General features: G+C 57.4%; 10 protein-coding genes and 1 tRNA gene. 4 read left to right on the plus strand and 7 right to left on the minus strand.

Going from position 1 to position 14,482, the window contains the following annotated elements; translation table 11 throughout:
* Positions 1-19: 19 nt before the first annotated feature.
* The 7 genes from A8C75_RS00860 to A8C75_RS00890 all read right to left on the minus strand — a co-directional run bounded on the left by A8C75_RS00860 (position 20) and on the right by A8C75_RS00890 (position 9,036).
* Positions 20-970: a choline ABC transporter substrate-binding protein gene (locus A8C75_RS00860; RefSeq protein WP_084783617.1), complete on the minus strand. Its 951-nt coding sequence runs from the start codon at positions 968-970 to the stop codon at positions 20-22.
* A 232-nt stretch (positions 971-1,202) separates the two neighbouring features.
* Positions 1,203-2,663 carry a betaine-aldehyde dehydrogenase gene (gene betB / locus A8C75_RS00865; protein WP_067376758.1) on the minus strand — a complete coding sequence of 487 codons (1,461 nt, stop codon included), beginning with the start codon at positions 2,661-2,663 and terminating at the stop codon, positions 1,203-1,205.
* A gap of 2 nt (positions 2,664-2,665) precedes the next feature.
* The gene (betI, locus tag A8C75_RS00870) at positions 2,666-3,289 is read right to left on the minus strand and encodes a transcriptional regulator BetI (RefSeq protein WP_067376761.1); all 624 of its coding nucleotides are present in this window, start codon (positions 3,287-3,289) and stop codon (positions 2,666-2,668) included.
* A gap of 480 nt (positions 3,290-3,769) precedes the next feature.
* The gene (locus tag A8C75_RS00875; RefSeq protein WP_067376763.1) at positions 3,770-4,984 is read right to left on the minus strand and encodes an IS256 family transposase; all 1,215 of its coding nucleotides are present in this window, start codon (positions 4,982-4,984) and stop codon (positions 3,770-3,772) included.
* A gap of 180 nt (positions 4,985-5,164) precedes the next feature.
* Positions 5,165-5,809, minus strand: a complete 645-nt coding sequence (locus A8C75_RS00880; RefSeq protein WP_067376766.1) for a DUF938 domain-containing protein — start codon at positions 5,807-5,809, stop codon at positions 5,165-5,167.
* A gap of 571 nt (positions 5,810-6,380) precedes the next feature.
* Positions 6,381-7,913: a sensor domain-containing diguanylate cyclase gene (locus A8C75_RS00885; RefSeq protein ID WP_067376769.1), complete on the minus strand. Its 1,533-nt coding sequence runs from the start codon at positions 7,911-7,913 to the stop codon at positions 6,381-6,383.
* Positions 7,914-8,619: 706 nt separating this feature from the next.
* Positions 8,620-9,036, minus strand: coding sequence for a c-type cytochrome (locus tag A8C75_RS00890; protein ID WP_227819798.1), 417 nt, complete (start codon positions 9,034-9,036; stop codon positions 8,620-8,622).
* A 387-nt stretch (positions 9,037-9,423) separates the two neighbouring features.
* Here A8C75_RS00890 and A8C75_RS00895 point away from each other — a divergent pair.
* The 4 genes from A8C75_RS00895 to A8C75_RS24215 all read left to right on the plus strand — a co-directional run bounded on the left by A8C75_RS00895 (position 9,424) and on the right by A8C75_RS24215 (position 13,844).
* A tRNA-Arg gene (locus tag A8C75_RS00895) sits at positions 9,424-9,500 on the plus strand.
* Positions 9,501-10,401: 901 nt separating this feature from the next.
* Positions 10,402-12,633 carry an NADP-dependent isocitrate dehydrogenase gene (locus A8C75_RS00900; RefSeq protein WP_067376776.1) on the plus strand — a complete coding sequence of 744 codons (2,232 nt, stop codon included), beginning with the start codon at positions 10,402-10,404 and terminating at the stop codon, positions 12,631-12,633.
* Positions 12,634-12,909: 276 nt separating this feature from the next.
* Entirely contained in the window at positions 12,910-13,119 is a 210-nt protein-coding gene (locus A8C75_RS00905) for an addiction module protein (RefSeq protein ID WP_067376779.1), read from the plus strand.
* 440 nt (positions 13,120-13,559) lie between these two features.
* Positions 13,560-13,844, plus strand: coding sequence for a type II toxin-antitoxin system RelE/ParE family toxin (locus A8C75_RS24215; RefSeq protein WP_084783623.1), 285 nt, complete (start codon positions 13,560-13,562; stop codon positions 13,842-13,844).
* Positions 13,845-14,482: the final 638 nt, after the last annotated feature.

Raw genomic sequence — 14,482 nt, forward strand, 5'->3', positions numbered from 1 at the left:
GGGAGTCAAGCTGTGGCTATCAGAGCTCGAGGTGGGTGCGGATCGCGGCCAGGCCCGGTTTGCCGTCTTTGGTCTGTACGCCGTCCAGCCAGGCGTCCAGTACTTCGGGGTTCTGCTGCAACCAGCTGCGGGCAGCGTCACGGGGTTTCTGGTTGTCATCCAGAATGGCGCCCATGACTTCGTTTTCCATGGCCAGGGAGAATTCGAGGTTGGTCAGCAGCTTGCCGATATTGGCGCATTCCTGCACATAGCCCTTGCGCACGTTGGTATAGACAGTCGCGCCGCCGAAATCCGGGCCGAACCAGTCGTCACCGCCGCTAAGGTATTCCATCTCGAAGTTGGCGTTCATGGGGTGCGGTGCCCAGCCAAGGAAGGCGATCCACTTGTTGCGTCGCTCCGAACGGTTGACCTGGGACATCATGCCGGCTTCGGAGGACTCCACCAGCTTGAAGCTGCCCAGATCAAAGGCGTTTTCATCGAGCATTTTCTGGATCAGGCGGTTGCCGTCGTTACCGGGCTCAATACCGTAGATGCTGCCGCCGAGCTCGTCGCTGAATTTGGCCAGATCGGCAAAGGACTTTACACCACCGTCGTAGGCGGCTTTGGTAACCGCCAGGGTGTACTTGGCGCCAGTAAGGTTCGCCCGCACGGTTTCGACCGAACCTTCGTCACGGTACTTGGCGATGTCGGCTTCCATGGTCGGCATCCAGTTGCCGAGGAAGACATCGATATCGTTGGCGGCGAGAGAGTTGTAGGTCACAGGCACGGACAGCAGGTCGGTGCGGCTTTCGTAACCCAGAGCTTCTACAAGTTCGGCGGTCACAGCGGTGGTGGAGGTGATGTCGGTCCAGCCGACGTCGGCGAAACGCACAACATCGCAGCTGCCAGCGGCCAGCGCGGTGGTGCTAATACCTGCGGCGCACATCAGAGTGAAAAGGCCGTTGCGTAGGTTCTTGATCGTGGGGGTCATAGTCAGTCCTGTTTAGTTATCATTATTCTGTACCTCCAGGGCAGCCCGAAGCGCGTGCGGGCTGGCGTGGAGCCACAGCGGCGCAGGCGTGGGCCTGCGCACCTGTCATTTTTCGGTATTCGTGATTTGTGATTTGTAAATCGTAATTCGAAAGGGTCAGTGTGATCGTTTCACCAATCACCAATCACCAATCACCAATCACCAATCACCAATCACCAATCGTCTCCTGCTCTCAAACGTAGGGATTTTCCAGTTCGCCCAGTTCAACATAGACGCTCTTGGTCTGGGTGTACTGATAAAGACTCTCGATGCCGTTTTCGCGGCCAATACCGGACTCCTTGTAGCCGCCCACCGGCATTTCGGCCGGCGACGCGCCCCAGGTGTTGATCCAGCAGATGCCGGCCTGGAGGCGGGCGATGACCCGGTGGGCGCGGCTGAAGTCGCGGGTAAAGACACCGGCGGCAAGGCCGAAGGGGGTATCATTGGCGCGACGAATCACTTCTTCCTCATCGTGAAAACGCAGTACCGACATCACCGGGCCAAAGATCTCTTCGCGCACGTTGGGCATGTCGTCGGTGCAATCGGCAAAGACCGTCGGTTCAACAAAGTTGCCCTGGTCCAGCCCAGGCCCGGTGGCACGCTTGCCACCGCACACCAGGCGGGCGCCGGCCTCTTGGGCGGCATCGATAAAGCCCAGTACCTTTTCCATGTGCTGGCGGGAGATCAGCGAACCAATCTGGGTCGACGGATCCATTGGATCACCGATGCGCAGTGCCCGGGTGCGTACTTCCAGCTCGGCCACGAATTCATCATAGATGGCATCGTGCACGAAGACGCGGGTGCCGTGGGTGCAGACTTCACCCTGGGTATAGAAGTTGGCCAGCAGGGCGCCGGAAACGGCGGTTTCCACCTTGGTATCGGGGAAGACGATCATAGGTGACTTGCCGCCGAGCTCCATAGTGACGGATTTCAGCGAGCCGGCTGCAGCGCCCATGACCTTCTTGCCGGTACCGCATTCGCCGGTAAAGGAGACCTTGGCGATATCCGGGTGATTGCTCAGCATGGCGCCGGTGCGGCCATCGCCCTGCACCACGTTGAAAACACCGTCCGGCAGGCCGGCTTCGGTAAAGATTTCCGCCAGCTTCATCACGCTCAGCGGGGTTTCCTCCGAGGGCTTGAAGATCATGGCATTGCCGGCGGCCAGCGCCGGGGCGGCCTTCCAGCAGGCGATCTGGATCGGGTAGTTCCAGGCACCGATGCCGGCGCAGACGCCCAGGGGCTCGCGACGGCTGTAGAAGAAGTTGCCGTTACCCAGATCCTGGTATTCGCCCTGAATCTTGGATGCCAGGCCTGCGTAATACTCGATCACGTCGGCGCCGGTGTGAATGTCCACCAGATCGGCCTCCTGTATCGGCTTGCCGGTGTCCTGCACCTCGAGGCGGGCCAGTTCGTCATTGCGCTCGCGCAACAGCGCTACGGCGCGCAGCAGGATGCGGCTGCGCTCGGTGCCGGTCATGGCAGACCAGATGGCAAAGCCTTCGCGCGCTGAGGCCAGTGCGGCTTCAACATCGGCTTCGTTGGCCTGCTGCACCTGGGCCAGCAGTTCGCCGGTGGCCGGGTTGCGGGTTTCAAAGGTTTCGCCGCTGCTGGCGTCGCGGCTAGCGCCGTGAATGTAGAGAGAAATAGTCTTCATTGTTACCTTGCAGTCCGGGTTGAGAGACCTGTCAGGGTCGCGGTCGGCGGCAGCTGCCGCTCCAGATAATCGGTGATGATGCGCTGAGCCAGTTCGCTGTTGATGCCGCCCGGGGTCAGAGCCCCCCGCAGCCAGATACCATCGATCAGTGCGGCTATGCCCTGGGCGACAAACTGGGCCCGCTCGGGCTCCATGACCCGCTTGAGCTCCAGGCGCAGGTGCGACAGCAGCCGTTGTTCGTTGACCCGCTGCAGCCGGAAGAGCGCTGGGTGATGCATGGCCTGGGACCAGAATGCCAGCCAGGTTTTAACCACCTTGGAGTCGAGCTGGCGGCTATCAAAGTTGCCGCCCACTATTGCCTTGATGCGGGCGACCACATCGCTGGGGTCGGTATCGGCGAGGCGTTCGCGCACCGCATTCGACAGATCCCGCAGTACCGAGCGCATGGTGGCCTCGAGCAGACCATCCTTGCCACCGAAGTAGTGGTTGATAATGGCCGGGGACACGCCGGCGTAGCGGCTGATAATGGCGACGCTGGCTTTCTGCAGCCCGGCGGAATCAATAGCCTGCATGGTGGCCTTGATCAGCTGGGGTTTTCGGATTTCGGGCATCCCGACCTTGGGCATAAGCGCGTCGCACTCTTTTTTAATTAAATAGTCGTTTAACAAAAGATTGGCGTTTTAGCCGCGCACTGTCAACCCGCACTTGGGTGCCTTGGCGCAAAAGGGTACGAAAATCCCCGAATTACGGCGAAAATGTCGTAATTGAAATTGTGAAAGTCGCTTATAGAAATGGAATTGGCGGTTTTTCCGCGTTACTGCGATGGGCGTTTTTGGCGCATTCGGCCGCTAAAATGCACCCTGGTGGTGCGTTTGTTGGCCGGGAAATGGCAGGATTTGCCTCGGTGGAAGGTGAATAGGGGATGGTGAGTAGTGATTGGTAATTGGTAATTGGTCATTCGTAATTAAGGCGAAAGGGGTAAGGTGAAAGACGAAAGGGGGCAAGAAAAAGCAAAGCGCCACAGCTGCGCTGCGGGTGATTAGTAAATAGTCATTGGCAAGAGCGGTCAGGAGCCTGTAAATAATTCTGTGTAACTGCCCACTCCATTACAGGTGACCGTCCAGGCGGTCACCGAACTCGATAATAAAACGATTCAGTGCAGGCTTCCAATTCCGTATTGGCATGGTCCATTTCTTGGAGGCCTGTTGTATCGCGAGGTAGGCAACCTTCAACGCGGAGTCATCGGTGGGGAAGAGTTTCCGACGCTTGGTCGCTTTGCGAATAACGCTGTTCAGTGACTCAATGGCATTGGTGGTATAGATCACCTTCCGAATGGCCGGAGGATAATCGAACAGCGTGATCAAATTATCCCAGTTGTTACGCCAGGAGCGGGTAATTTGAGGGTATTGACTGTCCCAGCGTTCTCCAAAGGCCTCCAGCGCCTGCTGAGCCTCGGATTCCGTGGCAGAGTGGTAGATCTGCTTCAGGTCAGCGGTAACGGTCTTATAGTCCTTCCAGGACACGTACCGTAGCGAGTTGCGGACCATGTGCACGATACAGAGCTGAACCTTGGTCTGGGGATACTCTGCGGCAATGGCATCCGGAAAGCCCTTGAGGCCATCCACACAGGCGATCAGGATGTCTTCCAGGCCACGGTTCTTCATTTCGGTGAGCACCGATAACCAGAACTTCGCACCTTCGGTTTCGGCCAGCCACAGCCCCAGAAGCTCCTTGTGACCGTCCATGTTGATACCCAGTGCCAGATACAGAGACTTGTTGATCACCCGCTTATTCTCGCGGATTTTCAGCACAATACAGTCCAGATAGACGATGGGATAGATCGGGTCCAGCGGCCGGTTTTGCCATTCGTGGACTTGCTCGATTACGCGTTCGGTGACCTTGGACACGAGTGTCGCGGAGATGTCGGCGTCGTACATCTCCTTGAAAGCCTCGACGATGTCCCGGGTGCTCAAACCCTTGGCGTACAAGGTAAGGATCTGATCGTCCATCTGGGTCAGTCGAGACTGACCCTTGCGCACGAACTGAAGCTCGAAGGAACCGTCACGATCGCGCGGAGCTTGGATCGATACGTCTCCGTGCTGCCCCTTCAGGCGTTTGGCGGAATAGCCATTACGACTGTTGCTGGTACCCCGGCCTTCCGGGGCGTGCTTCTCATACCCCAGATGCTCGTCCAGTTCGGCGTTGAGGGCGGTCTCGACTGTGAGCTTGACCAGTTGCTGCGTGAGGGCTCCGAGATCGTGCTCGGACTTGATGTCTTTGACCAGCTCCGCGGCCAGGGCTCTGAGTTTTTCTTGGTCCATTTGCTTACCCACGATGATATCCTTTTGAAAAGGTTACTTATTCGTGGGCAGTTACACAATTTGGTTTACAGCCTCGCGGTCAGCTTGAGCGCTTTGAATTACCACTAACTAATCACGAATTACTACTCACGGGCGGTAATGAGTCATTGGTATGTGGCAGCGGATCGCTCTTTCAACTTTTTACTTTCCCCTTCCACCTTTAACCTTCCTACTTCCTACTTGCTCCTGGGCTAACTTGCGCCAGACCAGCAACTGGTTGTTGGCCGGCATGCTGATATCCCGTTCGAGCTCGAGGCCCTGGGCAAGCGCCTGTTCGTTGACGGCCTCGAAATCACGGATGCCGCTGCGGGGATCGCGCTGTTGCAGCCAGCGGTCAAACTCGGCGTTGCTGGCACTGGTGTACTGACCCTGATAGCGGAAGGGGCCATAGATGCACAGCAGCCCGCCCGGCGTCAGCAGCCTGCCGGCCCCCTGCAGCAGGGCGACAGTCTGGGGCCAGCCCATTATATGCAAGGTATTGGCGCTGTAGATCACGTTGGCCGCCGTGACCGGCCAGGGCTCGGCGGTGACATCCAGCGCCAGCGGCGGGCTTATATTGTCGCTGCCAAAATGCAGCAGGTTGGCGCTCAGCGCCGGCAGATTGGCGGGCAGATCCGTCGGCTGCCAGCGCAGTCCGCTAAGCGCAGCGCCAAGGTGCACGGCGTGCTGGCCCGAGCCGCTGCCGATTTCCAGCAGGCTGCCTGTGCTCGGCAGCAACGGCGCCAGTTGTTGCAGAATCACCGCCTGATTGCGTGCACAGGCTTCGCTGTAATTGAGCCAGATCATCGAAGACCTCGAGGTGCAAGGAGGTACAAGGAGGTACAAGGTTAAAGGTAAAAGGGAACCACGTCTCCTGCGATCTTTGGCCATTCGGAGCGGGTCATTGGTCATTGGTCATTAGTCATTGGTAAGAGCGGTCGGCTTGAGCGCTTCGAATGACGAATTACTGGTGGTGATTAGTTATTGGTCATTAGTCATTGGTAAGAGCAGTCGGCTTGAGCGCTTTGAATTACGAATTACTACTCACGAATTACTGGTGGTCATTCGTAAGCCGGAGTTCGTAGATATCCCGTAGAAGTCGCGCCCCGCGACGAACGCCCCGCGGTGAAGCTCGGGGCAAGGTGAAAGGCTCAAGCTGACAGGGGTCAGTAGAAGAAAGCGAAGGCCCGTAGTTAAGGCTGGACGGCCCTTGCTCTATCTTTCACCTTGCCCCCCTGAGCCTGCTTTTTACCTTGCCAATTACTGCCCAAAAGCTTCGCCGCGAGGCGCGGCTCCTACGACAGGTCACAGCTCACGACTTACCAATTACCAATTACGATTCACCTTTCACCTTTCACCTTTCACCTGCTCTTTCACCTCAGCCCGCAGCCGACGTCAGGGCATTACGCTGCTCGGTGCGGCTCTGTTTGCGCAGGTACATCTGGCGATCCGCCAGGCCGAGCAGGCCTTCGGCATCGTCGGCATCTTCGGGGCAGATGGCGAGGCCGAAGCTGCCGCTTTGGTGCAGCACTATGTCGCCCACCTTGAAGGGGCGCTCGAACAGGTTTTCGAGCTTGCCGCGAATCTTGTTGAGCTGGCGTTCGCCGCTGAACACCGGAATCAGAATGACGAACTCGTCGCCGTGGATGCGGGCCACGGTGTCTTCACCGCGCATGGACTCGCGCAGGCGCACGCCTATCTGGATCAGCAACTGGTCGCCGACATCATGTCCCCAGGCATCATTGACCTGCTTGAAATCATCCAGATCGAGAAAGAATACCGCCACCCGGCTGGAGGTGCGCTGGGCCGAGCGGATGGCCTGTTCGAGCCTGTCCAGCAGCAGGTTGGTGTTGGGCAGGCCGGTGAGGTGGTCAAAGTGGGCCTTGTTGTAGAGGCTGCGTTGCTGTTCGAACAGGTGTTGGCGGGTGCGCCAGACGCGCCTCAGTACCCAGCCGACCTGCAGCATCAGCAGGCAGAGGCCACCCAGCAAACCCGCCAGCTGCCACAGATCCAGCGCCTGCCAGGGTGGCTTATATTGAATACTGAGCAGGAGGTCGCGGGAGGCGCCGGCAAAGTGATGGCTGCGGGTCATGGGTGGGATCGGCAGGGCGAATTCTGGCGCGGGCTGGCTTTCAAACAGGGTCACGGGGTTGTCGGCGGATGCCTGGGACACCAGGCGCAGGCTAAGGCCGGGTTCATCGATCATCCCCGGTGCAAACAGACCCTCGGCACTGACCGCCAGCAGGGCGTAATTGGAAAACTGCCCGGGCAGCTTGTGGCTCTTTGCATCGAGCTGCCTGTCGATGGCGTGGTAGATCAGATACCCAGGCCCGTTACCCAGCAGTATGGGTTTGGACATGCCGCTGGGCGCAACGACCCCGGACAGCCGGCCGCTGAGCGCAGAGGGCTCGCTGGCCAGATCCAGCCCCAGCAAGGCCCGGGCTTCGGGACGCTCGGGTATCAGTAATACAACCGGGTAAAGGTCAGGCGCTGTGCTGCCTGTGGCGGTGTTGCTGGAGGTCTGGATGCGAAAACCGCGGGGCTGCGACGCCGCCATGCGTTGTTCAAACTGTGCGCGCTGGCCTGGTTCAACCCGGCTGGCGATGGCAAACATATAGAGGTTGGGGGAGTGCTGCAGCAGACTTTGCGCGGTGTTTTGTGCCTGGAGGTAGGAAAATTCGGGTTGGCCGGCGAGGCCGTGGGCGAAGCTTTCAAGCGCCAGCTGCTGTTCTCTGAGCTGGTGTTCAACCTGACGGCTGATGTTCTGGGAGAGAGTATCGAAGCGTGATTCCAGCCGGCGGTACTCGAGCACGACAATACTGCCGGCCATCAGCACAAAGGCGGCTATCCAGGTCGCGATATAGCCAATGAGCTGTGATCTGGGCAGCAGATCAACGGGGGAGCGCTCCATGCTATGCATCCGGGTGTCGAAGGAACCTGAATGATGTCTCCAAAACTCGCCTCAATCAAGAAAAATCGGCAATTCGGCGGGCGGCCTGTTTCCGATTTGGCGGTTATTCGTGATTCGTGATTCGTGATTTGTTATTGGTAAGTAGTAAGTAGTGATTCGTGGCGCAACGACCAGTCACGACTTTCCAATTACGATTCACCAGTCACCAGTCACCAGTCACCAGTCACCAGTCACCGCAGCACGCAGTAGCCTGGAATGAGCTTGCGAATTCCGGGAAAGGAGCCCCAGGCGAGTTTGAAGTGCGATGAAAAGCGCTGCCGCTATCGTAGGAGCTGCGTCCCTTGGGGTATCTAGTATTGGTCGCGGGGCGCGCCTCCTGCGGTGAGCTAGCCATCACCGATCACTCAGGCTTCACGAATTACCAATTACGAATGACCAATTACGTTTTGTAATTGGTAAGTAGTTATTGGTAAATGGTGACTTGTAATTGGTAATTGGCGGGGCACGCTGATCACGAATCACGAATCACGAATCACGAATCACGAATCACGAATCACGAATCACGAATCACGAATCACGAATCACGAATCACGAATCACGAATCACGAATCACGAATCACGAATCACGAATCAGAACGCGCAAGGGGCAAGGCAAAGCGTGGCTTTTAGCCTCTTTTACCTTGCCCCCTGCTTCTTTTATCTACGCTTACTTGGCGCTGTCGATCATGTGCTCGATGGCGGACTTGAGCTCGTCATCGGAGCAGCTGGCGCAGGTGCCGCGTGGCGGCATGGCATTGATGCCGTCGATAGCGTGGGTCAGCAGGGTTTCGATGCCCTTGGCGCTGCGATCAGTCCAGTCGCTGGTGCCAAACTTGGGTGCATCCAGCACACCGGTGCCGTGGCAGGCAGCGCAGCTGGTGGTATAAACGTCTTCACCGCTGCGTCCAGCGCTGCCGGTGCTTGCCGCTGCGGCGCCGCCACAGCTGTCGTCACCGACCACGCATACGGAACCGACCGGTTTGATGCGCTCGATGATCTTGTCATTGTCGGTTGCCGCCTGAACAGACGTGGCCAGTACGGCACCCAGACCCAGCGCGCAAAGCGCAGAAACAAATTTATTCACACTCAGGACCCTCATCACTTTTCAAAAATTCAGCGTATCCGCCCGTCTGCTACAGACGGCCCTGCAAAGCTACGCAAGCACAGAGCCAGGGACAGACGCGACAACGCAATGAGCTACAGGCGCGGAATTATAACGGCAAAAGTCCGATACCGATACGGATTCGCGGGGTAAAGGAGCAAGTAGAAAGGGGCAAGTTGCACGTTGAAAGGGGAAGCGCCATCCTTGGCTGGTCCCTGCCGATACGTATCCTGATCAGCCGTAACCAATGCTAGCCCCCAACTGTGACGCCGGCATGACGGCGTGGTGCCTAAATTGCAGGCGCATGAAAACGCTTGGCAAACACCTTAGTTATCCGTAACATACCGGCCTGCAAACAACTTCTTTTGCGCGCCTGTAGCTCAGCTGGATAGAGTAGCAGGTTCCGATCCTGTTGGTCGGGGGTTCGAATCCCTCCAGGCGCGCCACTTTTCCCCGTTTGCTCCGAATTTTCAGCGTTACCACCTCCGTTTATTCGCAGTCCATCGCCTTGCCGTTGGTCATTCGTAATTTGTAATTGGTGATTTGAGGGGCAAGTCGAAAGTTGAAAGTGGCAAGGAAGATCAAAGCGCCACAGCTGCGCCACTTTTCCAGTTTGCCTCTGCGTTCGTTGTGATTCGTAAATAGTTATTCGTCATTCGTCATTTGTGGCACGACCATCATTCTCAGCTCTCAGCTCTCAGCTCTCAGCTCTCAGCTCACAGCTCACAGCTCTCAGCTCTCAGCTCACAGCTCACAGCTCACAGCTCACAGCTCACAGCTCACAGCTCACGACTTACCAATTACGATTCACCAATCACCAACCACCAATCACCAATCACCAACCACCAATCACTCCGCCCTTCTTCGACCATGGTCCAGTGCCGATCTTGTCATTTCGGCGTGTCTGGGGCGAGCCGGATTCGATTGTCGGTGGTATGATTAGGCCGCTATATGACCAGCTAAGGCTTGGCGGCGCTCAGTCCCGCCCTGTTCCTGGCCGTGTGCATTGGGTGATCATCGGTGTATCAGGCCCGATCATGCTTGTGCGCAGGGGGTTGTTGGGCCAGTAATGGCTGGTTGATATGGCAGCCTGAACCGTCGGAGCGGTCGGGCGGCCCTGGCAGGCTGGCGCACACTGATGACCCGCGTCATGACTGCCACCGGTGCCAAGAGGTGATCAAGCAGGCAAAGACCCGCGATCCCGCAACCTGCGTCAGGTGCCGGCATGGATATTGCTTGCAAAAGAGCCCCTGCGTAGGTTCAACACTATCTTTCGCATAACGGAGTCTCCGGGCACCGCATCAGCCACAAGCCGTTGCACGCAGCCGGAACATACAGAGTGATACTATGACCAAACAGACTATTTACTACACGCTCACCGACGAAGCGCCTTCGCTGGCAACCTGCTCGTTGCTGCCTATCGTTCGCACCTTTACCAGCGCTGCCGGCATTGATGTCCAGATCACCGACATCTCCCTGGCGGGCCGTGTGCTGTCTGCCTTCCCGGATTTTCTGACCGAAGATCAGCGCGTGACCGATGGCCTGGCGTTTCTGGGTGCGCTGACCCAGGATCCGAATGCGAACATCGTCAAGCTGCCGAACATCAGTGCCTCCGTGCCGCAGCTCAAGGCCTGCATCGCCGAGTTGCAGTCCCAGGGCTACAAGGTACCGAATTTCCCGGAAGTGGCGCACAACGATGCCGAGCAGGAAATCCGTGCCCGCTACTCCAAGCTTCTCGGCAGCGCGGTAAACCCGGTGCTGCGTGAAGGCAACTCCGACCGCCGTGCGCCGGCGGCCGTGAAGCAGTTCGTACGCAAGTTCCCGCACAGCATGGGCAAGTGGAGCATGGCGTCCCAGACCCATGCCGACTACATGCGCGGCGGCGACTTCTACTCCAGCGAACAGTCTGTCACCGTGGACGAGCCCACCGATGTGCGCATCGAGTTCGTCGGCCAGGATGGTGCCGTGAGCCTGAAGAAGGAACTGAGCCTGGAAGCCGGCGAAATCCTCGACAGCATGTTCATGAGCGCCAAGGCGCTGCGCCAGTTCTTTGAAGATTCCCTGAACGATGCCAAGGAATCCAACGTCATGTGGTCGCTGCACGTCAAGGCCACCATGATGAAGGTGTCTCACCCCATCGTCTTCGGCCACGCCGTCACCGTGTTCTACAAGGACCTGTTCGAGAAGCACGGCGAGCTGTTTGCCGAGCTGGGTGTAAACCCGAACAACGGCCTGAGCAGCGTGTACGAGAGCATCGAATCCCTGCCGCGCTCCAAGCGTGAAGAGATTCTGGAAGATATCCACGCCTGCTACGAAAACCGGCCGGAAATGGCGATGGTGGATTCCGTCAAGGGCATCACCAACCTGCATGTACCGAGCGATGTGATCGTCGATGCCTCCATGCCCGCCATGATCCGTAACGGCGGCAAGATGTGGGGCCCCGATGGCAAGGCCAAGGACACCAAGGCCGTGATGCCGGAAAGCACCTACTCCACCATCTACCAGGAGATGATCAACTTCTGCAAGACCAACGGTGCTTTCGATCCCACCACCATGGGTACAGTACCGAACGTTGGCCTGATGGCGAAAAAAGCCGAAGAATACGGCTCCCACGACAAGACCTTCGAAATGATGGCCGATGGCACCATGCGTGTGGTCACAAGCGATGGCACAGTGCTGATGCAGCACAATGTCGAGCAGGGCGACATCTGGCGCGCCTGCCAGACCAAGGACGAGCCCGTGCGTGACTGGGTCAAGCTGGCGGTTACCCGCTCGCGTCAGTCCGACACCCCGGCCATCTTCTGGCTGGACCGCAACCGCGCCCACGATATCCAGCTGATCAAGAAGGTCAACAAGTACCTGCAGGATCACGACACCAGCGGTCTGGATATCCGCATCATGACCTACGTTGAGGCGATTCGTCGTTCCATGGAACGCATGGTTCGCGGCCGCGACACCATCTCCGTTACCGGCAACGTACTGCGCGACTACCTCACCGACCTGTTCCCGATCATGGAGCTGGGTACTTCTGCCAAGATGCTGTCCATAGTGCCTATGCTCAAGGGCGGCGGCATGTACGAAACCGGTGCCGGCGGTTCCGCGCCCAAGCACGTGCAGCAGGTTGAAGAAGAAAACCACCTGCGCTGGGACTCCCTGGGCGAATTCATGGCCCTGGCCGTGTCCCTGGAAGAGATGGGCATCAAGCAGAACAACCCGCGCGCCAAGATCCTGGCCAAGACCCTGGACGAAGCCACCGGCAAACTGCTTGAAAACAACAAGTCGCCGTCGCGCCGCACCGGCGAGCTGGACAACCGTGGCAGCCACTTCTATCTGGGCATGTACTGGGCTCAGGCCGTGGTCGCCCAGACCGAAGACAAAGAACTGGCGGCGCTCTTCGCCCCGCTGGCTGAAGCCATGACCACCAATGAAGACAAGATCATTGGTGAACTGGCCGCAGCCCAGGGCAAACCGGCGGAGCTGGGGGGTTACTACCACGCCCTGCGCACCAACGTGAAGAAAGTCATGCGCCCAAGCGCCACGCTGAACGCCGTACTGGCAGCCGCCAACGCCCAGCGTTAAGCGCGCTTCGCAAGACCCAAGCCCGGCGCAGGCAACTGCGCCGGGCTTTTTAGTGCCTGATGTTCGGCATGGGTGGGTCGGAATGGGTGATTAGTTATTGGTGATTCGTGATTCGTGATTCGTGATTCGTGATTCGTGATTGGGAATTGGTCATTGGTAAGCCGTAAAAGCAGTTGTAAGCTTTAAGCTCGCGGCTGATAGCTGATTATTGGTATTGCGTGAGCAAGTGTCGTTTCGGGGCATGCTACGGTATGGTTAAGGGAATTGGAGGTAACCATGAATCCAACATTTCGTGACCTGTCTATTGATCAGCGGATTCGCCTGGTTGAGGACGTGTGGGACAGCATTGCGGCTGAACAGCAGTCACTTCCTCTTCCCAAAGCACAGCGGGAAGAGCTGGACAAGCGCCTGGATGCGTTGGAGGTAGATGGTGATATGGGTCGCAGTGCCACTTCTGTGCTGGCGAGCGTTCGGAAAAAACTATGACGTTCGATGTTCGGCTTCGCAAAGAGGCAGAGCAGGATCTAGTGTACTGCTTCACTCTTAGAGGCGCTTTTAGCGAGTCGCCAGGAGGTTGGCCGCACGGCGCATTTTCGAAGGCATAGTGGGCCTATGTCGAGGAAATGCAACACCGCGGACGGCCTTCTGGCGGCTCGCCCGAAGGGAGCGCGCCAATTCGCGCCCAACTACGTTGCCGCTCTTGGCAAGAGCCCCACTATTACCGGCGAACGGCGCCTTGCCGGACACAAATTGGCGGGCTCTATAAGCACCCATTAGGGCGAAGCAGTACACTAGAAGACGCTGCACAATGGTATGAGGCGCAGAGCCAGGGACTTGGGCATGAATACCTGGCAGCCTGTCGGGCTTAACACTGATCTACTGCGGAAAAGCCGATTTTGGTCATTTTTCACGCTCGTTTTTGTTAAATAGAACCACTATTTGCCTCAAAAGAGTCCAAAAAATGCCTCAAAACGGCCTTTCCCTCGCGACGACCGGTCAAACCCGACAGGCTGCTGGGCGAAGTGGAAGCCACTCTCGGGCGAATTGCCGAAAGCCCTTCTTTGTATCCGCGAGTTCACCGCGGTACGCATCGTGCGTTGATCCAAAAATTTCCATTCGGTATTTTTTATCGGGTTGTTGGTGATGTTGTCATTGTCATTGCCGTGATGCATGCGAGCCGTAACCCCCGGAGATGGAAATCGAGAAGCTGACCCCTTACTCGCGAAAAATAAACCGTCGAACGAGCCTAGAGCTGAAAGCTGATAGCACGATGTTTCGAATCACGAATCACGAATCACGAATCACGAGCCCCCCGCCCCATCCTGGTGCGTTCCGGCGTCGGCTGCTGCGCGGCCTATTGCTGTAATACGCCTTGCTGTGGAATCAATCGCTTGAAAATTAACCAGTTAGTGCCGTTTTATTGTCCCAGATCGGAAAATTAGGCCCTTTTCCTATAGCTATCCCAAGTCTCGTTTTGTTAAATGTGTGCCCCCTTTTTTAGGGCATAGATTGCTGCCTGACGTTCGACGCGAACGTGGGCATGAAAGTTGCTGATTTTTTCAGGACGCGCCCGTGCTCAGCTGAATGAGCACGGGAGGGTTGCCCGGGAAGCTTGGTAGAAAACTGTGGTGATATGCCGAAAAAGCAGCCGGATTTGGCTGCTTTTGACTAAGAAAAGTCGGTAATACACAGGACTGTAAACATCTGCTGGCAGACTGCACCCGGGCGTTGAGGATAGCCCTTATCATAACCTTCGGGCGGTAGCGTGTCTGACGCCTGGCAACCGCGCACCAGGCGCATTGCTCAGTGCTTTTACGAATCACGAATCACAAATTACGAATCACCAAGT

Source organism: Marinobacterium aestuarii (assembly GCF_001651805.1).
GTDB lineage: Bacteria > Pseudomonadota > Gammaproteobacteria > Pseudomonadales > Balneatricaceae > Marinobacterium_A > Marinobacterium_A aestuarii.